Source organism: Taklimakanibacter albus, assembly GCF_016595235.1.
GTDB lineage: Bacteria > Pseudomonadota > Alphaproteobacteria > Rhizobiales > Aestuariivirgaceae > Taklimakanibacter > Taklimakanibacter albus.
In genome coordinates, this window is record NZ_JAENHL010000006.1 from 830,078 (window position 1) to 854,039 (window position 23,962).

The 23,962-nt window shown below is 63.4% G+C and carries 22 protein-coding genes; 10 read left to right on the forward strand and 12 right to left on the reverse strand.

Features of this window, described 5'->3' with window-relative positions:
• Window positions 1–12: 12 nt before the first annotated feature.
• Window positions 13–984 (forward strand): HAD family hydrolase, encoded by a 972-nt coding sequence (locus tag JHL16_RS08730; protein ID WP_246770896.1) that lies wholly within the window; start codon window positions 13–15, stop codon window positions 982–984.
• A gap of 58 nt (window positions 985–1,042) precedes the next feature.
• Here the strand turns inward: JHL16_RS08730 and JHL16_RS08735 are convergent, their stop codons facing one another.
• Genes JHL16_RS08735 through JHL16_RS08745 form a run of 3 tightly spaced genes read right to left on the reverse strand, consistent with a single transcriptional unit; the run spans window position 1,043 to window position 4,651 of the window.
• Window positions 1,043–1,891: a sugar phosphate isomerase/epimerase family protein gene (locus tag JHL16_RS08735; protein ID WP_200184461.1), complete on the reverse strand. Its 849-nt coding sequence runs from the start codon at window positions 1,889–1,891 to the stop codon at window positions 1,043–1,045.
• A 32-nt stretch (window positions 1,892–1,923) separates the two neighbouring features.
• On the reverse strand, window positions 1,924–3,090 hold the full coding sequence (locus tag JHL16_RS08740; protein ID WP_200184462.1) for an aminotransferase: 1,167 nt from the start codon (window positions 3,088–3,090) through the stop codon (window positions 1,924–1,926).
• A gap of 4 nt (window positions 3,091–3,094) precedes the next feature.
• The gene (locus JHL16_RS08745; RefSeq protein WP_200184463.1) at window positions 3,095–4,651 is read right to left on the reverse strand and encodes a class I SAM-dependent methyltransferase; all 1,557 of its coding nucleotides are present in this window, start codon (window positions 4,649–4,651) and stop codon (window positions 3,095–3,097) included.
• 121 nt (window positions 4,652–4,772) lie between these two features.
• Here JHL16_RS08745 and JHL16_RS08750 point away from each other — a divergent pair, with 121 nt between their 5' ends.
• Complete coding sequence (locus JHL16_RS08750) at window positions 4,773–5,750, forward strand: quinone oxidoreductase family protein (RefSeq protein ID WP_348647182.1); 978 nt, start codon at window positions 4,773–4,775, stop codon at window positions 5,748–5,750.
• 166 nt (window positions 5,751–5,916) lie between these two features.
• On the opposite strand, the gene JHL16_RS08755 is transcribed toward JHL16_RS08750, so the two are convergent.
• Window positions 5,917–6,753, reverse strand: coding sequence for a S1 family peptidase (locus JHL16_RS08755; RefSeq protein ID WP_200184464.1), 837 nt, complete (start codon window positions 6,751–6,753; stop codon window positions 5,917–5,919).
• A gap of 351 nt (window positions 6,754–7,104) precedes the next feature.
• Between JHL16_RS08755 and JHL16_RS08760 the strand changes: the two genes are divergently transcribed.
• The 4 genes from JHL16_RS08760 to JHL16_RS08770 all read left to right on the forward strand — a co-directional run bounded on the left by JHL16_RS08760 (window position 7,105) and on the right by JHL16_RS08770 (window position 10,765).
• Window positions 7,105–9,558 carry an Ig-like domain-containing protein gene (locus tag JHL16_RS08760; protein ID WP_200184465.1) on the forward strand — a complete coding sequence of 818 codons (2,454 nt, stop codon included), beginning with the start codon at window positions 7,105–7,107 and terminating at the stop codon, window positions 9,556–9,558.
• 14 nt (window positions 9,559–9,572) lie between these two features.
• Window positions 9,573–9,701, forward strand: coding sequence for a hypothetical protein (locus JHL16_RS35220; RefSeq protein WP_281435996.1), 129 nt, complete (start codon window positions 9,573–9,575; stop codon window positions 9,699–9,701).
• Window positions 9,702–9,703: 2 nt separating this feature from the next.
• Entirely contained in the window at window positions 9,704–10,258 is a 555-nt protein-coding gene (locus JHL16_RS08765; RefSeq protein WP_200184466.1) for a hypothetical protein, read from the forward strand.
• A 192-nt stretch (window positions 10,259–10,450) separates the two neighbouring features.
• A complete protein-coding gene (locus JHL16_RS08770; RefSeq protein WP_200184467.1) occupies window positions 10,451–10,765 on the forward strand; it encodes an EthD family reductase in 315 nt (104 codons plus the stop codon).
• A 9-nt stretch (window positions 10,766–10,774) separates the two neighbouring features.
• Here the strand turns inward: JHL16_RS08770 and JHL16_RS08775 are convergent, their stop codons facing one another.
• Window positions 10,775–11,641: an alpha/beta fold hydrolase gene (locus JHL16_RS08775; RefSeq protein WP_200184468.1), complete on the reverse strand. Its 867-nt coding sequence runs from the start codon at window positions 11,639–11,641 to the stop codon at window positions 10,775–10,777.
• A gap of 3 nt (window positions 11,642–11,644) precedes the next feature.
• Window positions 11,645–13,720 (reverse strand): transglycosylase SLT domain-containing protein, encoded by a 2,076-nt coding sequence (locus tag JHL16_RS08780; RefSeq protein WP_200184469.1) that lies wholly within the window; start codon window positions 13,718–13,720, stop codon window positions 11,645–11,647.
• Window positions 13,721–13,927: 207 nt separating this feature from the next.
• On the opposite strand from JHL16_RS08780, the gene dapA reads away from it, so the two are divergent.
• A complete protein-coding gene (dapA, locus tag JHL16_RS08785) occupies window positions 13,928–14,827 on the forward strand; it encodes a 4-hydroxy-tetrahydrodipicolinate synthase (protein WP_348647199.1) in 900 nt (299 codons plus the stop codon).
• A 7-nt stretch (window positions 14,828–14,834) separates the two neighbouring features.
• On the forward strand, window positions 14,835–15,332 hold the full coding sequence (gene smpB / locus JHL16_RS08790) for an SsrA-binding protein SmpB (RefSeq protein ID WP_137855087.1): 498 nt from the start codon (window positions 14,835–14,837) through the stop codon (window positions 15,330–15,332).
• 66 nt (window positions 15,333–15,398) lie between these two features.
• Here smpB and JHL16_RS08795 read toward each other — a convergent pair whose 3' ends face one another.
• On the reverse strand, window positions 15,399–16,031 hold the full coding sequence (locus tag JHL16_RS08795; protein ID WP_420884531.1) for a uracil-DNA glycosylase: 633 nt from the start codon (window positions 16,029–16,031) through the stop codon (window positions 15,399–15,401).
• A gap of 8 nt (window positions 16,032–16,039) precedes the next feature.
• Entirely contained in the window at window positions 16,040–16,651 is a 612-nt protein-coding gene (locus JHL16_RS08800) for a LabA-like NYN domain-containing protein (protein ID WP_200184471.1), read from the reverse strand.
• A 66-nt stretch (window positions 16,652–16,717) separates the two neighbouring features.
• Between JHL16_RS08800 and folK the strand changes: the two genes are divergently transcribed.
• Entirely contained in the window at window positions 16,718–17,227 is a 510-nt protein-coding gene (folK, locus tag JHL16_RS08805; protein ID WP_200184472.1) for a 2-amino-4-hydroxy-6-hydroxymethyldihydropteridine diphosphokinase, read from the forward strand.
• A gap of 50 nt (window positions 17,228–17,277) precedes the next feature.
• Window positions 17,278–17,880 carry a L,D-transpeptidase gene (locus JHL16_RS08810; protein WP_200184473.1) on the forward strand — a complete coding sequence of 201 codons (603 nt, stop codon included), beginning with the start codon at window positions 17,278–17,280 and terminating at the stop codon, window positions 17,878–17,880.
• Between the two features lie 52 nt (window positions 17,881–17,932).
• On the opposite strand, the gene JHL16_RS08815 is transcribed toward JHL16_RS08810, so the two are convergent.
• Genes JHL16_RS08815 through topA form a run of 4 tightly spaced genes read right to left on the reverse strand, consistent with a single transcriptional unit; the run spans window position 17,933 to window position 23,955 of the window.
• A complete protein-coding gene (locus JHL16_RS08815; RefSeq protein WP_200184474.1) occupies window positions 17,933–18,661 on the reverse strand; it encodes an NUDIX hydrolase in 729 nt (242 codons plus the stop codon).
• Entirely contained in the window at window positions 18,658–19,071 is a 414-nt protein-coding gene (locus JHL16_RS08820) for a DUF983 domain-containing protein (protein ID WP_200184475.1), read from the reverse strand. Before JHL16_RS08820 ends, JHL16_RS08815 begins: the two co-directional genes overlap by 4 nt.
• Window positions 19,071–21,332 carry a ribonuclease R gene (gene rnr / locus JHL16_RS08825; RefSeq protein WP_200184476.1) on the reverse strand — a complete coding sequence of 754 codons (2,262 nt, stop codon included), beginning with the start codon at window positions 21,330–21,332 and terminating at the stop codon, window positions 19,071–19,073. Before rnr ends, JHL16_RS08820 begins: the two co-directional genes overlap by 1 nt.
• Entirely contained in the window at window positions 21,325–23,955 is a 2,631-nt protein-coding gene (topA, locus tag JHL16_RS08830; RefSeq protein ID WP_200184477.1) for a type I DNA topoisomerase, read from the reverse strand. The genes rnr and topA overlap by 8 nt, the downstream gene beginning before the upstream one ends.
• Between the last annotated feature and the right edge of the window lie 7 nt (window positions 23,956–23,962).

The window sequence follows — 23,962 nt, forward strand, 5'->3', positions numbered from 1 at the left end:
CGCCGCTTTGTGATGACAGCCGCCGCAAGCGCGCTTGCGGCGACCAGCGCCACGGCGCAGACCGATCCCTTGCCGTCATGGAACGACGGCCCGGCGAAGCAGGCGATCCTCGATTTCGTGAAGCGCGTGACGGTCGAAGGAGCGGTGGATTTCGTGCCGGTCCCCGAGCGCATCGCCGTCTTCGACAATGACGGGACTCTATGGTCCGAGCAGCCGATCTATTTCCAGTTCGCTTTTGCCGTCGACCGGGTGAAGGCGTTGGCGCCGGAGCATCCTGAATGGAAAACCGAAGAGCCCTTCAAGAGCCTGTTGGCCGGCGACCTCAAGGGCCTCGTCGCGTCGGGTGAGAAGGGGCTTCTCGAGATCATGGCGGTGAGCCATACCGGCATGACCACGGAAAGCTTCACCAAGACGGTGACCGACTGGCTGGCCGGCGCGCAACACCCTCGCTTCAAGCGTCCTTATACCGATCTCGTCTATCAGCCGATGCTGGAGCTCACCTTCTATTTGCGCGCCCAAGGCTTCAAGACCTTCATCGTGTCCGGCGGCGGCATCGAGTTCATGCGGCCCTGGACCGAGAAGATCTACGGCATTCCGCCCGAGCAGGTGGTGGGCTCGTCCGGTGTCGTGAAATTCGAGATGAGCGCCGACGGCAAGCCGACTCTGATGAAGGAGGCCAAGGTCGAATTCATCGATGATGGTCCGGGTAAGCCGGTCGGCATCAACCGCTTCATCGGCAGGCGCCCGGTCTTCGCCTTCGGTAATTCCGACGGCGACCAGCAGATGCTGGAATGGACGGCGGCGGGCGCCGGCCTCCGTTTCATGGGCCTCGTCCATCACACCGATGCGGAGCGTGAATGGGCCTATGACCGCCAGTCGCATATCGGCAAGCTCGACAAGGCGCTCGACGAGGCCAATGCCAAAGGCTGGACAGTGGCGGATATGAAGCGTGACTGGAAACGTGTCTTCGCTTTCGAACCCTGACGCATCGGCCCGAAAAGTTGCAGACTTTTCGGATAAGCCGATGCGCCAAAGAAAGTCATCAGGCGCTGGCCCAGCCTTTACGGATGTGCTTGATCCCGTCGCGATAGACGCTTTCCGGACTGGGGAAGAAATCACGCCAGACGCGGGTCGCCGCGGCCAGCGCCGGCAGCGATCTCCCGAAGGCCTCGATGGTGAGCCAGCCGTCATATTTGCTGGCCTTCAGGGCCTTGTAGGTCGAGGCCCAGTCGATATGGCCCTTGCCCGGGATGCCCCGATCATTCTCCGATATGTGCACATGGAACATATGGGGGCGGATGGTGCGGATCGCCTTGATGGGATCGGCTTCCTCGATATTGGCATGGAAGGTGTCATACATGCCGCCGACAGCCGGATGATCGACCTCGTCGAGATAGTCGGCGAGGCCCTGCATGGTGGTCAGAAAGTAGCATTCGAAACGGTTGAGCGCTTCGAGCGCCAGCAGGACATTCTTGCGCGCGGCATAGTCGCCGGCCTTGCGATGGAAGCTGATGCCGCGCTTGCGCTCGGCCGCGGTCGGCCCATTGCCGGTGAAGTGGCCATGAACCGAATGGATGGGCCCGCCGATCATCGGCGCGCCGAGCGCCGCACAGCAGTCGATGAACCATTTTGCGTGATCGAGGGCGGCCTTGCGAGCTTGCGAGTCGCTGCTCAGAGGGCTCTTGTCCAGTGAGGGCATGATGGAGACGGCGGTGCGCTCGAGCCCGATTTCGTCGAGCATGCCGCCAAGCCTAGCGTAGTGATCGGGATCGCCATGGAACATAGGGACCTCGACACCGTCATATCCGGCTTTCCTGATCGCGCGCAGAAGGGGCCGATGCTCATCTCCCACATGGCCGGTCCAGAGGAGGAGATTGAAGCCGATTTTCATGTCAGTCCAGCTCCTCCATCCGTGTTTGCTTGTCAGCTCTGGCTTTCGATCAGCCGGGCGACGACGTCGGGCATGACGCCCGCCTCGACATTGGCGAAGGCGAGGCGCAGATACTGCTCCTGGCCCGGGCCGAACATGCTGCCCGGCAGAGCCAGGAGATCATGCTTCTGGGCGAGCCGCTTGGCGACCGTCTTCGCATCATCGCTGAAGGGATGCTGGATATAGGCGAAGAAGGCGCCGACGCTCAGCAGCTTGTAACTGAGGCCCGGATGCGTGAAGACCTGGCGGAGGGCTGCGGCCTTTTCCTTCGCCGTGGCGAGTTTCTGGTTCTTCCAGTCCTCGAGAGAGCGCAGACCGTAGAGCGCGGCACCTTGCGAGATGGTGGGCGCGCAAATGGTGATGCAGTCGAGGATCTTCTCCAACTCGGCGAGGAAAGCGGGACCCGCGGTCACCGAGCCGACGCGGTAGCCGGTCAGCGCGTAGACTTTCGAAAAGCTGTAAAGATGGATGAAGTTGTCGCCCCAGTCCTTCAGCTTGAAGAGGCCGTGCGGCGGCGCCGGATCGGCGCGGAAATCCTTATAGGTCTCATCGACGACGAGCGCGATGCCGCGCGCTTTGGCGAGCGCGTGGAACTCCTCGATCGTCTTCGCCGGATAGATGCCGCCCGTGGGGTTGTTGGGGCTGCACAGTATGATCGCCCGGGTCCGCTCATCGATGAGCGGCGCCGCATCGGCGGCAACCGGTGTCGTGCTTCCCGAATTGATGGCCTGCAAATAACGCGGCTGGATGCCGAGCATCTCGAGCCACATATGGTGATTGAAATAATAGGGGACGGGCAGGATGACATTGTCGCCGGACTCGGCCAGCGCCATCATCGTTGTCGCGAAGGCCTGATTGCATCCCGCGGTGATCGCGATGTTCTCGGCCGCGATCGACGCCTGGTAGTCGGCCGACAGGCTCTGGGCGAGCTCCTGGCGCAGCGGGGCGATGCCGAGAATGTCGGAATAGAGGCTGGTTTCCGGCCGCTTGGCGAGCCGGCCGATTTCATCGGTGAGGCTCTCGGCCGGCGGATAGCTGGGCACCGCCTGGCAGAGATTGATGAGCGGGCGGTTGCTCGGCACCGAGCTGATCCAGCTCATCGCTTCGGCGATGGGCGGGGCTTCGATGCCTTTGATGATCTTGTTGGCGTTGAAGTTCATGAGTTCAGAGTCTTGGCAGGAGTTTCTGGGTGAAGTTCTTTTCGTGTTCGGCGATGACGAGCTCGGCTATCTTTCGATCCTTGACCGGCTGGCCCTTGTAGAACACCGGGCGCCCGGCCTCCTTGAGCAGCCTGTAGGCCTTGCTCGCGCGGTCGTCCGGGCCGGTCTGATGTGCCCGGTAGAGGTAGTAGTTGATCGGGCTCAGCTTGAGCGCCGATCTGTTCTTGGCCGTGCCGGCATAGAACAGATCCTGCCCCTTCGCCACGCACCGCGCGATCGCGCCATTCAGCCGGTCAAAGCGCGGCTTCGCGGCGGCGAGCGCCTGCGGATTGGCATAGAGGTCCAGATACTCCGCGCCGGCGAGAATGATCAGCGCTCGGACAAAGTCGCGATCGCCGATCGGGCCTTCGGGCAACAGATTGCGCAACGCGGCACCCGAGACGGGACCCTTGGCAAGAGCGTCGAGGAGAGCGACGAAAGGTCTGTCGGGAAGATTGGCGGAGCCGGCGGGCACCGCGACTTTCAGCGTGCAATCCGCGCGGGAACGCGAAAGGCCGAAATGCAGGGCCTTGAGCGCGGCGACCTGCTCATCGAGCGGCAGCCGTTCGGGCGTTCCCTTGACATAGAGATCGCGGCGGAAGGTCTGGTTCGCCCAAATGCCTTTCAGCAACTCCTGATCGGCAATTGTCGTCATGCTCTCGAAAGCACCGCGCAGAGTGGCGGGAATGGCGAGATCCAGGTTGTTGGACGCCATGTTGATGGAGCCCACAAACCCGAGTTCGGCCTTCGCCATGTCGGCCGCGACCTCATGGAAGAAGAACGGGCTCCAATGCGGGTTGAAATATTCGTGGAAGACATAGGTCGGATTGCGCTGCTTGGCGTCTTCGAGGCGATGCGCCGTTCCGGCGTTCTGGTTGAAATAACGCGAGCCTTTGGCGGCAAGTTCGTTGGCCATCTCGAGGCTCTTGGCTACCCCCTCCGGCGAGGGATTGGCTTCGCGCCTGAGACCGGCCTGCAACAACTGACGGAAGGCGAGGTCCGAGCCACGTGCGACGGTACAATTGTAGGAGATGAAGCAGAGACCGCCGGGCTTCAGCTTGCGGTGGATGAAGTCGATGATGTCCTGGCGCAGCGCCGGCGATATCCACGAATAGATGCCGTGCAGCACGATGAAGTCGAAGTCCGGCAGCTCGCGCTGATGCAGATTGGCGAAGCTGTCCTCGATGAACTCCACATTGCCGAGACCGGCGCCCTCCGCCAGCGCGCGGGCATTGGCGATCTGGGCCGGATTATAGTCGATCCCGTAATAGCGCCCGCCTTCATCGCCCGTGGCGAGGATGTTGAGCGTCACGCCCTGTCCGCAGCCCAGCTCGCAATAGGTCATGCCGTGGCTCGGGCTGTCGAGCCCGGTGATCTCGGCCGGCGGGCGGAGGCCTTGCAGGAGGCAGGTGAGCAGCAGGTTGTCGGGCTTCAGGAAAGGGAAATAGCCGAAGGTATATTCGAGCTCGGAGTCAAAGTTCCTGTCTTCTGTCGAACCGGAAGGCATTGAAGGATTTGACATTTCATACCGCTTGGGTGGAATGGAGGGAATTGGGCGCCGTTGCCGATTGCCTTTAAGGGCAGCTTGCGAAAATGTCGAATTGGAATTTTCGCAGGATTCAACAAACATGGAGAGGTGAAAAGTGCGGACGAAAGCCATACAGATCGCTGAAAATGGCGGACCGGAGGTCATGCATCTGGTGGACGTCGACGTTCCGTCACCCGGCAAGGGCGAAATCCGGTTGCGTCAGACGGCGATCGGTCTGAACTACATCGATACCTATCACCGCTCCGGCCTCTATGCGCTGCCCTTGCCTGCCGGCATCGGCATGGAGGGGGCCGGCGTCATCGAGGCTGTGGGCGAGGGCGTGAAGGGGCTGAAGGTCGGAGACCGGGTCGCCTATGGCGTAGGGCCCCGGGGAGCCTATGCCCGTCACCGCAACGTGCCCGCGAGCCGCGTCGCCAAGCTGCCCAAGTCGATCAGCGACGAAACCGCTGCCGGCATGATGCTGAAGGGGTTGACCGTCAGAGCCTTGCTGCGCTCGGTCTACAAGGTCAAGCGCGGCGAGACGATCCTGTTTCATGCCGCCGCCGGCGGCGTCGGCGTGATTTTCACCCAATGGGCGAAGGCGCTCGGCGTCAAGGTGATCGGAACGGTGGGCTCGGATGACAAGATTGCCGTCGCCAAGGCGCATGGCTGCGCCCATGTGATCAACTACCGTACCGATGACGTGGTGGCGCGGGTGAAGGAGATCACCAAGGGCGCCGGGGTCCCTGTCGTCTATGACGGTGTCGGACAGGCCACCTTCATGACGTCGCTCGATTGCCTGAGGCCGCGCGGCCTTCTGGTCTGCTTCGGCAATGCGTCCGGGCCGGTGAAGTCCTTTGACCTCGGCCTTCTGGCGGCCAAAGGCTCGCTTTATGTCACGCGCCCGACCGTGATGACCTACATGGCCGATGACGCGGAGCTGGCGGCAGCCTCGCGCGATCTGATCGAGATCGTGAAGAGCGGCAAGGTGAAGATCCCGGTCAACCAGCGCTACAAGCTGGCGGATGTGGCCCAGGCACATCGCGATCTGGAATCGCGCGCGACCACCGGCACGACGATTTTGATACCTTAAGAATTCCGCTGATATTCCGCTGTAAATCTGCAGCGGATTAACAGCGGAATATCAGCGGATTTGCAGGGATCTACAGGGATTTTCGCAAAAATTGCGAAACAGGGGAAAATCCGCTCGGCGTCGGTGACGTGATTTCACCGCTACGCCCATCGATGCAAGGATAATTTTAGCTGGCCGAGCGGCAGCTCTGGGTCGACTGCCTGGCGAGCGACTGCCAGCGCGCCGAGCAGGAGACCTGTGTGCACAGGAAGTCGGCGAGGCTCGAGCTCGGGACGGCATGGGCGAGGTTCAGCGGCCGGCCGTTGCCGTCCGACAACGTGCTGACGACCATGCCGGTCAACTGGCCTGAGCCGTTGAAGACCGGTCCGCCGCTTTCACCCTTCTTGGTGTTCATCCTGAGCACCATCGCATCCGGGTAGCCGAAGCCATTATAGCTGACGGCCCGGCCGAAGCTCATCGACTCGACCTGGCCGAGGCGCGCGGTATCGCCTTGCGCATGCGGTTTGCCGAGCGAGAAGACCGGGGCGCCACGCGGCATGCAGGGGGTGGCGGCAGGGTCGACCGGCTTGCCGGTGAGGCCCTTGAGCGAGATGAGCGCCATGTCGTTGCTCGGCTTGATGGCGACGACCTTGCCGGCATAGAGGCGGCCGTCGGCGCCGCGTGCCGTTACGGTATAGCCCGACTGGACGGCGACGTGACCGGCGGTCAGGACATGCCCGACATCGTCCACGATGAAGCCGCTACCGGAGGTTACGGCCTGGCCCGCATCACCATCGCCGGGTTTTCCCTTACGGCGGGATTGCGAGACGGTGAGCGTGACATAGCTTGGGCTGGTCTGGCGGAGCAGGCCCGACATGTCGGCCGTCGGTGAGGCTGACGTGGGAATGGCGTCCGATTCGACGTTGATGACCCGGTCTTCCAGGGCATTCTGCTGACCGCTGCAGGCCGCCAGAAGCACCATGACAGGCAGCGCTACAGCCAGTTTATTGAGTTTATTGGACAAAAGAAGGTCTCGCCTCGACGGAATTCCAGCCCTTTCTAGCCCATCTATCAGTGCCTTGCGTCCGGAACAAGGCAGGGAACGGAAGAAGCCCGCGACTGCGGCAAACATGCAACAGTGACGTTCCGTCCGACGGTTACAGGCCATGCCGGCTGTGTATTCCGTTGGGGAATAGTTTTTGGCGACAGTTTTGAGCCAGCTGCCTCCCGTCCGGGAAATCTCGTTGTTTTGCACCTCTGCCGGTGCCATAAATTCCTGACGGACCGGTGACATGAATCGCGCCAAGCCTATTGATTTCGTAGGCAAACAATAAGTCCGATGGGGTGGAGCCGCGCTAGGCAAGGGGTAGGACGGATGAAATGCAACCCGCGCAAATGGCTTTATGGGCTGCCTCTGGCGGCATTGCCATTTTTGGCCGCGCTCTGGCTGAACAGCGCGCCGATCGAGCGCAAGCTCACCGAGGCCGCCGGCGCCAACCTCGCCAATCTCAAGGCCGACTGGGCCAAGCTGAGCGTCGACGGCCGTGACGCGCGCCTGGAGGGCGATGCGCCCGGCCTGCGCGCCATCGAGGAGGCGGCAAAGGCCGTTGCCGGTACCGAGGGCGTGCGCCGGGTAGATGTCTCCCCGGCCAAAGTCGTGCTCGCCCCGCCGACCCTCGCTCCAATCGTGACAAACAACAATCGTCCTGAAATTAAAGGTACTTGGCCGGAAATCTTCGCCAAAAGCCTGAAAGTGATCCTGCCCCAGCGGACCTATGTTCTGGGCACCGACGCGGATCTCAAGTCGGATGGCGCCGGCAACTGGGCGCTGATGCCAGGTGAGCCCCTGAAAGACGGCTCCTATGACGTTTCGGTCGAAGTCGATGACGGCGCCGGCAACAGTTCCAAGATCGCTTCACCCGCCAAGGTCGTGATCGACACGGCGCCGCCGCCGGCACCGGTCTTCTCGCCCTTCAAGAGCGCCGTGTCGCCGCAGAGCCTGTCGGGCACCTGGGCCGAGGGCGATGCCACGTCGCTGAAGGTCGGGCTTGCCGGTAAGACCCATACGCTTGGCAGTGATCCCGACCTGACGTCGTCTGCCGGCACGTGGACACTGGCCTTGCCCGAGCCGTTGCCGGAAGGCGTCTATGACCTGACCATCGAGGCGACCGATCAAGCCGGCAACAGCGCCAGCCTGAACCTTCCGGAAGCCGTGACCATCGCGGCCGAGGTGCCGTCCCCGACGGTCGCCAAATATGCCGGCAACAATCCGACACCGCTCATTTCGGGCACCTGGGGCGAGCGGCAAGGTGACAAGCTGGCGGTGGCGGTCGGCGGCAAGTCCTATGAGCAGGGCCGTGATGCCGAACTGTCCTCTGACGGTTTTGGCAATTGGAAGTTGCGGCCGTCTGCACCGCTCAAGGATGGCTACTACGACGTCGTGGTGACCGTGACGGATGCCAAGGGCAAGGTCAGCAAGGACGAGACGGTGGCAGAGCTCGAGATCGACGCCACGCCGCCCGCGGCGCCCACCGTCAACAAGTCGACGGGGTTCCCGGTGACCGGGACTTTCGCGCCGGGCGACACGAAGCTCTTGCGCGCAACGGTCGGCGGACGCAGCTATACGCTCGGCAATGATCCCGCTCTGACGGCCAAAGCGGATGCCTGGTCCCTCGAGCCCCAGGAGAAGCTGGCGCCGGGGACTTACGATGTGATCGTCGAAGCCGTGGACGTTTTCGGCAATGTCTCGGCCGATCCGGGCAAAGGGGCGCTGGTGATCCCCGCCGACACCACGACCAATCCGCCGCCACCGCCTCCGCCGCCCCCTGAGGCAGTTGCCCCGACCGTGACGCCCCTCGTGGCGATGGCCGCGCGTCCGACCATCACCGGCACCTTTGCGACAGGCGCCACGACATCGCTCAAGGTCGGGGTTGCGGGTGAGAGTTATGTGCTCGGCACCAATGAGGAGCTGACGGCATCGGCCGGCCAATGGAGCCTGAAGCTGCCCAATCCCTTGAAGGACGGCACTTATGATGTCGCGGTCGAGACGACCGACGCCAACGGCAAGATCGTGACGGACACGACGAAGGACGAGCTCGTCATCGACGCGCTGGGACCCGCGGCGCCGACCGTCAATCTCTATGCGATGATCGAGAGCCCGCGCAGCATCTCCGGCACCTGGCCCGAAGGTGACGCCACGAGCCTCGCCGTCACCTTCAACGGTAAGAGCTGGACACTCGGCAAGGATTCGGGTTTGGCGACCGACAAAGGCAACTGGTCGCTCGCAATCCCCGAGGCGCTGAAGCCCGGCAGCTATGACGTGAGTGTCGTCGCCACCGACAAGCATGGCCGCGCCGCGTCGGACCAGACGCGCTTCGAGATTCTGGTCAAGGAACCGCCAGCGCCACCGGAGCCGCCGCCGCCACCGGAGCCGCCGCCGCCGCCGGAACCACCGCCGCCGCCCAAGGTCAATTGCGTCGATGATTTCGCCAAGACCTTGCAGGCGCGGCCGCTTCACTTCGACAGTGATAAATCGGCGGTGACCGAGGCTGCCGCGGCCATCATCAAGGACCTTGCCGCGATCGCCGCGACCTGTCCCGAAGATCGCCTCGAGGTTGGCGGCTACACCGACAATGTCGGCTCGCCCGGCTACAACCAGGCGCTCAGCGAACGACGCGCCGTGGCCGTTGCCAATGCGCTTGCCGGTTTCGGCATCGCACGTGAGCGTCTCTCGGCAGTGGGCTATGGCGAGAAGAGTCCCGTCGCCGACAACAACACGGACTCGGGGCGTGCGCTCAACCGGCGCATCGAGATCAAGATCGTGAAATAGGAAGGGGCCGCCACATGGTGGATTTCTGGAATTTTAGCGATACGATATTCCTGGCGAAGGAAAACTGGGTCTGGCTGCTGGTGGCGCTGGGGCTCGGGCTGGTCGTCGGCTGGATCAGTTGCTCACGTGAAGAGAGAAGCTGATCATGTCACATCTCGTTATCGAACTGGCCCTTTGGATCCTCCTCGCCTTTCTCGTCGGCTGCATATTGGGGTGCCTGTTGCGCCGGCTCTTCGCCGGCGAGCCGGCCGCAGCCGTCGCCAGCGGTCCCTCGCAATTCACTAGCGTGACAGCGCCCGTGCCGCCGGCGCCCGACGTGAAAGCCGAAACTGCCGCCATCGTGGCTGAGGCTCAGGCTCTGGCCGGTACGCCGGCGCGGCCGACCGGCATGGCCGCGGCACGCGGCGGCACACCCGACAATCTGCAGCGCATCAGCGGTGTCGGACCCAAGAACGAAAAGACTTTGCACAGCCTCGGTTTCTTCCATTTCGATCAGATCGCCGCCTGGACGCCCGAAGAGGTCGCCTGGGTCGACGATCATCTGAAATTCGGCGGCCGTATCGCGCGTGAGGAATGGATCAACCAGTCTCGGCTCCTCGCCGAAGGCAAGGAAGACGAATTCCATCGGCTCTATGGCACCGGCGGCGTTCGTAACAAGGCAGGTGAGACGGAATCGGGGACGCGAACCCGTAAAGACTAGGTCGCGCACTCATGCCGCTGCTACTGAGCAAGCCGCGCTTCCGTGCCGTCGCCACCCGCTTCGAAACGCACAGCGAAAACTACCTTGCTCTCGTCAAACTCGCTTCAGCTAAAATCTGGATGCGCTTTACGACTCGGTGAACTAGAAAGGCCCCTCGAACGCTCGGAGAGGCGTTCAGGCAGGGGCCCGACCATGATCAAGATGAGTGTTTACTATCCGGCCGATGGCGGTTCGAAGTTCGATCACGACTACTACCGCACCCGCCATATGCCACTGATCCAGGAACGGCTCGGCGATGCCTGCCTGCGCTACGAGATCGATAAGGGCCTTGCGGGTCGCGAACCTGGAAGCGCGCCGCAGTTCGTCGCGGCGTGCCACGTCTACTCGCCGAGTCTGGCGACATTCCAGGAGGCGTTGGGTCCCCACCGCGCGGAGATCGCCGCGGACGTCGCCCGCTATACGGACATCGCCCCCATCGTGCAGATCAGCGAAGTCGTTGAAGGTTAGGTCGGTGACCTAAACCACTTTAAGCCAGGCTTTGATCGCCGCCTGGGCGTCCGGCTCGTCGAGGAACGGCACATGGCCGCGGTCCTTGATCGTGTGAGCTGCGAGAAGAGGGTGACGCCGCTTCATCTGCGCGACCGTCGCGTCGCTCAACAGATCGGAATGCTCGGCGCGCAGCACCGTCACCGGCAAGGTCAGCAAAGTGTCGAAGAGGGGCCAGAGATCCGGCGACTCGGCCTGTTGGATCTGCTCGTCGGTGGGAAAGGCCTCAGCGAGGCGCAGATCATAGTCATTGGTGATGCGCCCGCCTTTCTCGATATAGACGCGCCTGGCATAGGCAAGCCACTCGGTGGCGCTCAATGTCTCGAAGCCCGGATGGTTCTTTTTCAACGCATCGGCGGCTTCGTCCCAGGTCGCGAAGGACAGGGCCTTGCCGAGATAGCTTCTTATGCGGAGCAGCGAAGCCTTTTCGATGACGGGACCGACATCGTTGAGGAGAACGCCCTTGAGCCGCTGCGGATATTGCGCCGCCATGATCATCGCGATGATGCCGCCGCGCGACGTGCCGACGACACTCACCTGGTCGACCGCGAGCTCATCCAGAAGGCGCAACGCGTCGGCGAGCTCGACATCGGGCCGGTAGGTCGAGGGATCGGGCGCATAGGCCGAGCGGCCGCGACCGCGATAATCCATGGTGATGAGGCGCCGCTGTCCGCCGAGCCACTGCGCCAGGGGCTCGAAATCACGGACATTGCGGGTGAGGCCCGAGAGGCAGAGAAGCGGCGTGGCGTCGCTTTGCGCCGGATAGTCGCGCCCATAGAGAGCGAGCCCATCCGCCGAGGTGAAGTGGATATCGCGATGGGAAGCGGGCGCCCCCACGGCTCAATCGCAGCCGGTGATCAGTTCGACGATGCTGCCGCCTGAGCAATTGGCCGAGCCTGGTTCCCCGGAATTTGCCAGCGTGATCGCACCGGGCGAGCCGCGGCGGAGATCGGCCGTCATCGCATGCATCGTCTTCGGCGCCAGGCGCGAGCGATAGACATGCACGTTCTGCATCACCTTCTGCACGTAGTTGCGCGTCTCGGTGAAGGGGATCATTTCGACCCAGTCGATGGGATCGACGGTGCCGGAGCGGGGATCGCCATGCGCCTCGACCCATTCGCGCGAGCGGCGCGGGCCGGCATTGTAGGCGGCAAGCGTCAGGATATAGGACCCGCCGAATTCCTCGATGAGGTCGCCCAGATGCGCGGCGCCGAGCTTCACGTTATAGGCCGGGTCGCCGGTGAGCTTATCGGCCGAATAGCTGAGGCGATATTGCTTGGCGACGAGCTTCGCCGTTCCCGGCATCAGCTGCATCAGGCCTTGCGCGCCGACATGGCTGCCGGCTTTGGGATCGAATTCGCTTTCCTGGCGCGACAGGCCGAAGACCATCGCGCGTTCGACCGGCGGGCCGATCTGGCGCCAATCGGGCAGCGCCTTGGTCGGATAACCCCAATAGTCGATATCGATGCCTTTTTGGCCGGAGAGCTTGGCGAACCTGACCGCGGCGGCGGGGCCGCCGGCCGTCGACACGTTGCGGGCGACCGCGCTCATCTCGTCGGTCGACTTGAAGCGGCTCGACAGCGACCACATGAACATGTTGAGCTCACGGGTGCGACCGGTCTGCGCCACCATCTGGAAGGCACGCATGACTTCGTCATCATCGACGCGCGCCTGTGCGGCCGCCGAAGGCTGGCCGCCGGTGATCTGGATCGGTTGCGTTGCGATGCCGAGCTGCTCGCGGGCGAGCTGGCCGTAATAGACGGTTGGCACCGTGGCCGCGTCCCGATAGGCGGCTTTGGCCTTGTCCTTGGCGCCTGCGGCGGCATAGGAGCGGCCCAGCCAATAGGCGGCGCGCGCCTGGTCGGTGCGTGATTTGACGCCGGCCTGCAGCTTGGCGAAATGCTTGAGGGCGGTGTTCTCGTCCTTGAGGAAGCGCAAGGCGATCCAGCCGGCGAGGAATTCGCCTTCGCCGAAGAATTCGCCACTGGAGAAGCCGTGGGCGCGGGCGAGCTGATAGGCGGTCTTGGCAGTGCCGGGGCGGCGCGGATCGAGCAGCATGCGCGCCACCAGGCGGCGCTCCACCCACCAGGCCTCGCCATCGCCGATCGTCGCATGATCGGCGGGGATATCGAGCAGAATCTCGGCAGCCTTCGATTCCTTGTTGGCCTTGCGATAGTAGCGGGCGAGGGCATAGCGGATGCCGAGCTCGCGCTTCATCGCGCTCGACAGCGACTGATACTGCTTCTCGGCGCCGGCGACGCCGCGGATGAGCGCCTGGGCCACTTTGGCGGCCGCCTGATGGTCGCTGGAGAGCGACTTCGAGACGCGGATCGCCGAATTGGTTTCCTGCTTGTAGACGAGGCGCCACATGCGCGCCCTGCGATCGTCGCTGGTGATCAGCGAACCGAACTCGCTGGTGATCTGCTTTTCGGTGGCCGCATCGAGCGTCTCATTCAGCCAGACGCGCCGCAGCGTGCGCCGCGCGGCCTCCGTATTGCCGGTGGCGAGCTGGGCGCGCGTCAGAGCGAGCTGGCCCTCGGCGGTCAGCGGCTTGCGCTTCTCGAAATGCGCCAGGACCGTTTCGGCCGAAGCCCGGTTGACATAGAGGCTCTGCTCGGCCCGTTTCAGCAGGGTTTCGGAGAGCGGCCATTGCGGCGCGGCGTTGAGGAACGCCATGATCCGGCTGTAGCCCGCTTCCTTCCAGTTGTTGCGGAGATAGATGAGCTCGACCAGCTTGGCGGCGGCCGGGTCGCCCGATTGCTGGGCGAAGGAGCCGGCATCGCTATATTTGCCGTTGAAGGCGGCATCGGCGGCATTGACCGCCGCGCGGCTCACCTGCGGCGCGGCGAGGACGGACGTGCTGAGCGGCGGGGCGACGGTGATCGCCGTCGTGCCCAGCAAAGCAAGAATAAGCAAACTTGCGGAAAAACCCCGAATCATCAAATACGTCCCTGCCTGTCGGCCCTGTCGGGCGAATTCCCTATGAGCCAAATGCGACCGTCCTGTGGCCTGCAAATCGGCTATTTCCTGCGCTTGCCGGTCTTCGGGCGAGCGTCTAATGTGCCCCGCATTCCCACGCTGCGCGGAACCTCCCAACTCTAGCCAGCGCATGGTTGCCAAGTTATTACCGGAGACAGACACGTGAAGCTCAAGGGATCTTTTCCTGCCCTGATTACGCCCATGAAGAACGGCCGCGTCGATGAGGATGCGTTCCGAAAATTCGTGAATTGGCAGATCAAGGAGGGCAGTCACGGGCTGGTCCCCGTCGGCACCACGGGTGAATCCCCGACCGTCAGCCCCGAGGAACACAAGCGCGTGATCGAGATCACCGTCGAGGTCGTGGGCGGCCGGCTCCCGGTCATCGCCGGCACGGGATCGAACAACACCGATGAGGCGATCGAATATACGCTCCATGCCAAGAAGGCCAAGGCGGACGCGGCGCTGATCGTCGTCCCCTATTACAACAAGCCGACCCAGGACGGGATTTACGCCCATTTCAGCGCCATCGCCAAAGCGGTGGATATTCCCATCCTGGTCTACAATGTGCCCGGCCGCACGGTGGCCAGTATCTCGGTCGAGACGCTTGCCCGCCTCGCCAAGGACCATCCCAATATCATCGGCACCAAGGACGCGACCGCCGATCTCACCCGCCCGTCACGCCAGCGTGAAGTGTCGGGCGAGGATTTCATCCAGCTTTCGGGCGAGGACGGCACCGCGCTCGGCTTCAACGCCCATGGCGGGGTAGGGTGCATCTCGGTGACCGCCAACGTGGCGCCGAGGCTGTGCGCCGAATTCCAGAATGCGACACTCGCCGGCGACTATCGGACCGCGCTCAAATTGCAGGACCGGCTGATGCCGCTCCACACCGCGCTGTTCGTCGAAACCTCGCCGGCGCCCATCAAATATGCGGTGAGCCTGCTCGGCCATTGCCAGCCTGATATCCGCCTGCCGCTGGTCGAGCCGTCGGAAGCCTGCAAGAAGCAGGTGAAGGCGGCGATGGTCCATGCCGGCCTCCTGAACTGAGAGTGCCATGTCGTCGAAAAGCGGTGGAACGAAAGCCTCACGCAAAGAGGAAGGCATAAAGGTTGTCGCCGACAACCGCCGCGCCCGCTTTGACTATGAGATCCTTGATACTTACGAGGCCGGCATTGAGCTGAGAGGCTCGGAGGTGAAGTCGTTGCGCGAGGGCAAGGCGAATATCGCCGAGTCCTATGCCGCGGTGAATGACGGCGAGCTGTTCCTCGTCAATGCCTATATTCCGGAATATCGCGAGGCCAACCGTTTCAATCATGAGACCAAGCGGCCGCGCAAATTGCTGCTCCATGCACGCGAGATCGACAAATTGTCGGGCGGCGTCCTGCGCGAAGGTCTCACCATCGTGCCGCTGCGCGTCTATATGAACGCCCGCGGCCGCGCCAAGGTCGGCATCGCGCTGGCGCGCGGCAAGAAACTGCACGACAAGCGCGACGCGATCAAGGATCGGTCGTGGAACCGTGAAAAATCGCGGCTGCTGCGCGAGCGCGGATAAGAGATATCCTCATCAGGATAGAGCGAGTTGCTGCAACAGCCCTGCGAGGCTCGCTTCGCTCGGACCTCAGGGCGAGGGCAAAACGGCGCGCACGCCGGCGAAGACTTTCTCGAACATTTCCGTCGTCAGCACGCCGGTATTGGTGTTGTAGCGCGAGCAGTGATAGCTGTCGAAGAAGGCGATGTCGCCGATCTCGTGCCGCGCCGCATGGCCGAAGGGGTAGCGCGACTTCTTCTGAGCGAGCGCGGTCAAGGTCGCATCATGGGCGATGCGGCCCAGCGCCACGATGGCGGCGAGCTTCGGCAAAGCGGCGATCTGATCCTTCAGAAAACCATTGCAGGTCTTGATCTCAGCCGGCAGCGGCTTGTTCTCCGGCGGCACGCAGCGCACCGCATTGACGATCATGCAGTCGATCAGCGTCAGCCCGTCCTGTGGGTCGGCGCGGTAATCACCCTTGGCAAAGCCGAAGCGCTTCAGCGTCGCATAGAGTAGATCGCCGGCATAATCGCCGGTGAAGGGTCGGCCGGTTCGGTTGGCGCCGCGCAGGCCCGGCGCCAGGCCGACGATCAGGAGCCTGGCGTCGCTGCCGCCGAAGGACGGCACCGGTGAATTGAACCAGTCCGCGTGGTCACGGCGCTGCGTCTCGCGGAACGAGACGAGCCTCGGGCAGAGCGGGCAATTGGGAGACGGCGTCACCAGGCGCTCTCTCAAATGTCAGCGAAATCCTCGAAGGAAGAGGGCGCCTGCTGCGCCGGGGCGGGGCGTTCGCGCACCCGTTCCGTACGCTCGCTCGGCTCACGGCCGATCTCCTCGCGCAGATCGGCGAGGTCGATGAATTGATCGGCCTGACGGCGCAGCTCGTCCGCCACCATCGGCGGCCTGGTGACGAGGGTGGAGACCACGCTGGTGCGCCGGCCCTTGGCCTGCACCGCCTGGATCAGCGAGCGGAAATCGCCGTCGCCAGAGAACAGGACGATATGGTCGAGATTGTCGGCGAGCTGCATGACGTCGATGGCGAGCTCGATGTCCATATTGCCTTTGACCTTGCGGCGGCCGAGCGAATCCGTGAATTCCTTGGCCGGCTTGGTGACCACCCGGTAGCCATTATAGTCCAGCCAGTCGATCAGCGGGCGGATCGGCGAGTATTCGGCGTCCTCCATCAGGGCGGTGTAGTAGATGGCGCGGATCAGCCGCGAGCGTTTGCGGAAGAAGCCCAGCAGGCGGCGATAGTCGATATCGAAGCCGAGCGATTTTGCGGTTGCGTAAAGATTGGCGCCGTCGATAAAAAGCGCTACGCGTTCGTCCTGGTAAAAATTCATGATTGAAATCTCCTATTTGAAACAGTGCTTTGATAATGGCTTAAGCGCTGAGGCTCAAGGTTAATTATGATCCTGATCGGTCTTGGGAGCAATGTCGACGGTCCCTGGGGGCACCCGCGGGAAACGATGCTGCGCGCTCTGCGTGAGCTCGACGGCAACGGCACCGAACTTGTCGCGGCGTCCCGGCTTTTCGAGACGTCGCCTTTCGGCATGATCAACCAGCCGACTTTCGTGAACGCCGTCGCGCAGATCAGAACCGCGATGCCGCCCGAGGCGCTGATGCAGCATCTGCATGACATCGAAAGACAGGCCGGGCGGCGCCGGCGGCTGCGCTGGGGACCGCGCACCCTCGACCTCGACCTGCTCGATTATCATGGCCTCGTTCGCCGCGGCCGGCTCAAGCTGCCGCATCCGGGCATTCCCGAGCGGGATTTCTGGCTGACCCCCTTGATGGAGCTGGTTCCGCGCTGGCGCCATCCGGTGAAGCAGCAGACAGCCCAGAAGATGCGGAGTATTCTCTCCGGCTTCACGCGGGGCGGCGTGGTGCTGGATAAGCCTGCCGAAAGGGACTCTTAACCAGTCCCCGCCATGCTTGGCGCCCGCTTATGTGCTGGTGAGTGTGAGTGATGGCGATGCGTAGTATCAAGGCGGCGGCGGGGTTGACCGCGCTGATGGTCCTGGCCGTTCCGGCCCGGTCCGAGCCGATCACTTTTTCCAGCGATACATTTCAGATCATCGGCGGCATGAGCAGCGAGGCGACGCCGACGCGGCGCGGCAACTATCGCGGCATGGAGACCGTCGACTTCAAGACCGAGCTCGCCCCCGGCACGATCCTTGTGCGCACCAGGGAACGTAAGCTCTATTATGTTCTGCCCGAGGGCCGCGCCATCCAATATGGCATCGGCGTCGGCCGCGAGGGTTTCACCTGGTCGGGCACCGACAAGATCACCCGCAAGGCCGAATGGCCCGATTGGCGCCCACCCAAGGAAATGATCGCCCGCGAAGCGCGGCGCGGCAATTACATTCCGGTGCATATGCTCGGCGGACCGGACAACCCTTTGGGCGCCAGGGCGCTCTATATCGGGACGACCATGTATCGCATTCACGGCACCACCCAGCCCTGGAGCATCGGCATGGCGGTGTCCTCTGGCTGCATCAGGCTTCTCAATGAGGAGGTTATCGATCTCTTCAACCGCGTCGATGTCGGCGCCACGGTTGTGGTCGAGTAGTCACCGCATCAGCCCGAAGAGTTGCAGACTTTTCGGATAAGCTGACGCGCGATCAGAGCGCGTCTTCGCGCCAGCTCTTACCCCGATAGTACTGGAAGCACACCGGCAGATCGGCCGGCAGATCGCTTTGCGTTTCCATAAGAGGCTGTAGGCGCTTCAGGATATCACGCGTGATCATCGGCAGCTCGAGCTCTTGCGCTTCGGCGAAGCTGAACCAGTGCGGCGTCAGAAGCTCGCCCGATCCCGGATGCCGGGGATTGTCGAGATTGCCGATATGGCGTGCATCGGTGACGAAGAAGCGTGAATCGAAGCGGCGGGTGCGCCCGGGCGGCGTGATGGCGCGCGCGAAGAAGCGCAAATGTGACAGGTCGAGCTGCGTCGCGGCGAGAAGGCCGTCCCATTCCTCATTGGCGAGGGTGGCGCCGTCGGGAATGTTTCCGAGGAACAGCCCGGTCTCTTCATAGGTTTCGCGCACCGCGGCGATGGCGAGGCCGCGCGCTTTGGACGGGCTCCTGTGACCGCGCATGCGCAATTGCAGCTTCTCGTGGACGAGGGGATGCAGATCGGCGCCGACCTTGAGGCGCATATCGGCGGGATCGAGCCGGCCGCCCGGAAAGACGAACATGTTGGGCATGAACGCATGGCTGCCATGGCGCTTGCCGAGAAGCACGCGCGGAGCGTTGTCATCATGGCGCACGACGATCAATGTAGCGGAATCGCGCGGCTTCTGCGCCAGCGCAAACTGTCGGGAACCGGCCAGTTCGGGATCGTTCAACGTCATTCCTCCTCCCTGCCGCCGAAGCCATGCATGCGCAGCGCCCATTGCAGGCCGATGACGGCGCCTTTGACGGCGGGCATGAGCACCAGGGTCAGGATGAGCGTCGCCGGAATCCAGATCGCCGCGTGGACGAGATAGTCGGGCTGCCACAGCCGCTCGACGATGAGGAGCAGCGGAATGATGATATGCGCGACGATCGTAATGGTGAAATAGGGCGGCGCATCGTCGGCGCGCTGATGGTGAAGCTCCTCGCCGCAGCGGGAGCACTTGTCCCTGACCTTGATGAAGCCGGAGAACACGGAGCCTGCGCCGCAAGCGGGGCAGCGACGCAAGAAGCCGCGCAGCATCGCCTTGGACCAGGACCGCGCCGGTGCCTCTGCCGGGCTTTGCACATTTTCAATGATGACCGGCATCAGCGCCTCTTGCCGCGGGCAGGCCCCCGCACGCGCAGCGAGCGGCGCGATACCGGCTTGCCCTTGCGCCCATCGCTCATCATCTCGAAGCGCAGGCCGCCGGAAACGGGCGCCGCCTCGACGAGGCGCACGTCGACCTTGTCGCCAAGCTGGAAGGTCTCGCCCGACCGCTCGCCGATCAACGCGCGCCGTGTCTCGTCATAGACGAAATAGTCGGAACCCAGCGTGCCGGCGGGAATGAAGCCGTCGGCGCCGGTATCATTGAGCGTGATGAAGAGGCCGGCCGAAACCACGCCGCCGATACGGCCTGGGAAGCGCGCGCCGATCTGCGAAGAGAGATGGCTGGCGATGAGACGGTCGACGGTCTCGCGCTCGGCCGCCATGGCGCGCCGCTCGGCGCCTGACACAAGTGTCGCCGTGTCGCTGAGCTGCGCCGTGTCCTCGGACGACAGACCGTCCGAGCCAAAACCGAAAGCGGTGATGAGGGCGCGATGCACGATGAGGTCAGCATAACGCCGGATCGGTGAGGTGAAATGCGCATAGTGCCGCAAGTGCAGGCCGAAATGCCCGGCATTTTCGGTGTCATAGACGGCCTGCGCCTGGGTCCGCAGCACCACCTCGTTCACCACATGCTGATAGTCCTTGCCTTCGACTTCCTTCAGGATCTGATTGAAATGCCGGGGCGTCATATGCTGGCCCTTGGCGAGGTTGATGCCGACGGTCTTGAGGAACTCACCCAGGCTGCGGATCTTTTCCTCGGCGGGGTTGGCATGGACGCGGTAAAGGAGCGGGATCTTGCGCTCGCCCAGCGTTTCGGCCGCGGCGACATTCGCCTGGATCATGAATTCTTCGATGAGCTTATGCGCATCGAGACGTTCGGGCGTCACCACCCGTTCGATGAGGCCATGGGCATCGAGGATCAGCTTGCGCTCGGGCAGATCGAGCTCGAGGGGCTCGCGCCGGTTGCGGCCTTTGAGCAGCACCTTATAGGCGGCCCAGAGCGGGCGTAGAACGGGAGCGAGCAGGGTTTCGGTCTTGTCGTCAGGGCGCCCGTCGATAGCCGCCTGCGCCTGCTGATAGGAGAGCTTCGCCACCGAGCGCATGACGCCGCGCACGAAATGATGCTTGCGCTTGGTGCCGCTGCGATCGAAGGTCATGAAGACGGCGAGACAGGGCCGCTCCTCACGCTCACGCAGCGAACAGAGATCGTTGGAGATGCGCTCAGGCAACATCGGCACGACGCGGTCGGGGAAATAGACCGAGTTGCCGCGGATGCGCGCCTCGCGGTCGAGCGCCGAGCCCGACTGCACATAGGTCGAAACATCGGCGATGGCGACGATCACCTTCACGCCGCCTTCATTCTTGGGATCGTCATCGGGCTCGGCCCAGACCGCATCGTCATGATCGCGCGCATCGGGCGGGTCGATGGTGACGAGGGGGATGTCGCGCAGGTCGGTGCGATGCGCATGCGAGAAAGGCTTGAGAGCGTCAGCCTCGGCGAGCACGCGCGCCGGGAATTCCGACGGAATGCCGTGATGCTCGATGGCGATCAGCGAGATATTGCGCTGGCTGGAGATATCGCCCAGCCGTTCCTTCACCCGTGCGGTCGGCAGCCCATGGCCGCGTCCGCGCATCACCTCGACGGAGACCAGCTCTCCGGGTTCGGCGCCGTTTTCGTGGCCAGGCTGCACCTGGAGTTCGTGGCGCGCTTTCTTGTCGACCGGCACGACGCGGGCGCCGTGTCCCTTTGCATGACGGAATATGCCGAGGACGCGGGTGCTGCGGCCGGCGATCTTGCGGATGACTCGGCCATGATAGGCGACCTTGGGATCCTTCGTCGGCTCGAGCCGGGCGAGGACGCGATCGCCCATCGCGGGCGGCTGGGACTCTTCGCGCGTGCCTTTGCTTGCCTGCGCGATGATGAGGATCTGGGGCGGCTCGCCCGAGGCCATCTCCCATTCGGCGGGGACGGCGAGCAATTCGCCATTGGCATCGCGGCCGGTGATCTCGACCACGGTGATCGGCGGCAATTCGCCGGCCTTGGCCATGACGCGGCCGGCGCGTTTGAGCTTGCCGTCCTGCTCCAGCTCCTTGAGCTGACGCTTCAGCGCGATCCGGTCGTTGCCCTTGATATTGAAGGCGCGCGCGATTTCGCGTTTCCCGACCTTGCCGGGGCTGGTCTTGATGAAGTCGATGAGCTGTTCGGCTGTCGGCAGGTCGCTGGATGTCTGCTTCGCCTTCCGCGCCACGGCTTTACGCACTCACTTCATCAGGTGAGGTGGCCTTCTTGGCACGTTTGGCAGCTGCTTTTTTCGCGGGAGCTTTTTTCGCCGGTGCTTTCGCCGCTCTGGGCTTGGCGGCCTTCTTCGCCTTGCCCTTGCCGGCGCGCGCCGCGAGAAGGATGACCGCTTCCTCGAGCGTCGTCTCTTCCGGCTCCTTGCCGGCCGGGATCGTGGCGTTGATCTTGCCCCACTTCACATAGGCGCCATAACGTCCGCTCATCACATGGACGGGGCCGCCATCCGGATGCTGGCCCAGATCCTTGAGGGCGCCCGGCCGCTTGCGGTTGGCGCTCTTCTCTTTCTTCTCGGCGAGAAGAGTGACGGCGCGGTTGAGGCCGACCGTATAGACCTCTTCCGGGTCGCTCAGCGTGGCGTAGGTGCCGTCATGCAGGATGAAGGGCCCGAAGCGCCCGAAATTGGCGACGATCGGCTTGCCGGTTTCGGGATGGACGCCGACATCGCGCGGCAGCGACAGGAGCCTGAGCGCCGTTTCGAGATCGATGCTCGCGGGATCGGTCTTTTTGGGGATCGAGGCGCGGCGCGGTTTCTCGCCTTCCGCGGCTTCGCCCAATTGCAGATAGGGACCGAACCGGCCGTCGCGCCGGGTCACCGGCTGGCCGGTCTCCGGATCATGGCCGATCAGGAGGCCTTCCGCCGGCACCGCTTCACCCTCGCCATTGCCGGGCGTGATCTGGCGCGTAAAGCGGCAGTCGGGATAGTTCGAGCAGCCGACAAAGGCGCCAAACTTGCCGAGCTTGAGCGACAATTGGCCGTTCGAGCAGGACGGGCAAGTGCGCGCCGGCTGACCATCGGCACGCTCGGGGAAGACATGCGGGCCCAGAATCTCGTTCAGCGCATCGAGCACATTGGTGATGCGCAGTTCCTGGATCTCGCCGACGGCGCCGGTGAAATCCAGCCAGAAGTCGCGCAGCACCGCCTTCCAGTCGATCTCGCCATTGGAGATGCGGTCGAGCTGCTCTTCGAGATTGGCGGTGAAGTCATATTCGACATAACGCTTGAAGAAGGCTTCCAGGAACGCCGTGACGAGGCGGCCCTTGTCTTCCGGGACGAGGCGTTTCTTGTCGACCCGCACATAACCGCGGTCGCGCAGCACCGAGAAGATGGCGGTATAGGTCGAGGGCCGGCCGATGCCGAGCTCTTCCATCTTCTTGATGAGAGAGGCTTCCGAATAACGCGGCGGCGGCTCGGTGAAATGCTGCTCGGGCGTGATCGACTTGACGCCGACGCCATCGCCGCGCGCCAAAGCGGGCAGGCGCCTGGAGTCTTCGTCCTCCTCGTCGTCGAGGCCTTCCTGATAAAGCTTCAGGAAGCCGTCGAACTTCACCACCGAGCCGGTGGCGCGGAAGGAATAGGCTTTGCCGTCATTGCCCTTGGCGCCGATATCGGCGGTGGTGCGTTCGATCTCGGCGCTCTCCATCTGGCTGGCGATGGTGCGTTTCCAGATCAGCTCATAAAGCGCCATCTGGTCGGGATCGAGAATGCGCCGGACATTTTCCGGGAAGCGGAACAGGTCGGTCGGCCGGATGGCTTCATGCGCTTCCTGCGCATTCTTCGCCTTGGTCGTGTATTTGCGCGGCACCGAGGGCAGATAGGGCTCGCCGAAACGCTTCAGAATGGCGTTGCGGGTGGCCGCGATCGCCTCGCCGGCGAGATCGACACCATCGGTACGCATATAGGTGATGAGGCCCGTGACCTCGCCGCCGATATTGACGCCTTCATAGAGGCGCTGGGCGACTTGCATGGTCTTGGCGGAGGAGAAGCCGAGCTTGCGCGAGGCCTCCTGCTGGAGGGTCGCGGTGCGGAAGGGCGGATAGGGATGGCGCTTGACCGGCTTCGATTCGACCGAGTCGATGGCGAAGTGGGCGCCTTTCAGCGCCGAGACGATCGCCGTGGCCGACGCTTCGTTACCGATGTCGAGCTTGCCGAGACGCTTGCCGTCGATGGCGGCGAGGCGGGCAGCGAAGGCATCACCGCGGGGCGACGTGAAGGCGCCGTCGATGGTCCAGTATTCCTGCGCCCGGAAGGCCTCGATCTCGAGCTCGCGGTCGCAGATGAGGCGAAGCGCAACCGACTGGACGCGTCCCGCCGAGCGCGAGCCCGGCAGTTTGCGCCACAGCACCGGCGACAGGGTAAAGCCGACGAGATAGTCAAGCGCCCGGCGGGCAAGATAGGCATCGACGAGCGCCACATCGACCTGGCGCGGATGTTTCATCGCCTCGAGGACCGACTGCTTGGTGATGGCGTTGAACACCACCCGGTCGATCTCCTTGCCCTTGAGGGCGCCCTTCTTCTTGAGGATCTCCAGCACATGCCAGGAAATGGCCTCGCCCTCGCGATCAGGGTCGGTGGCGAGGATCAGCCGGTCGGTGTCCTTCAGCGCCGCGGCGATATCGGAGACGCGTTTGGCCGACTTGCCGTCGACCTCCCAGGACATGGCGAAGTCTTCGTCGGGGCGCACCGACCCGTCCTTGGGCGGCAGATCGCGCACATGGCCGTAGGAGGCGAGGACGGTGTAGTCCTTGCCCAGGTACTTGTTGATCGTTTTGGCCTTGGAAGGCGATTCGACGACGACGACTGTCATTTATCTT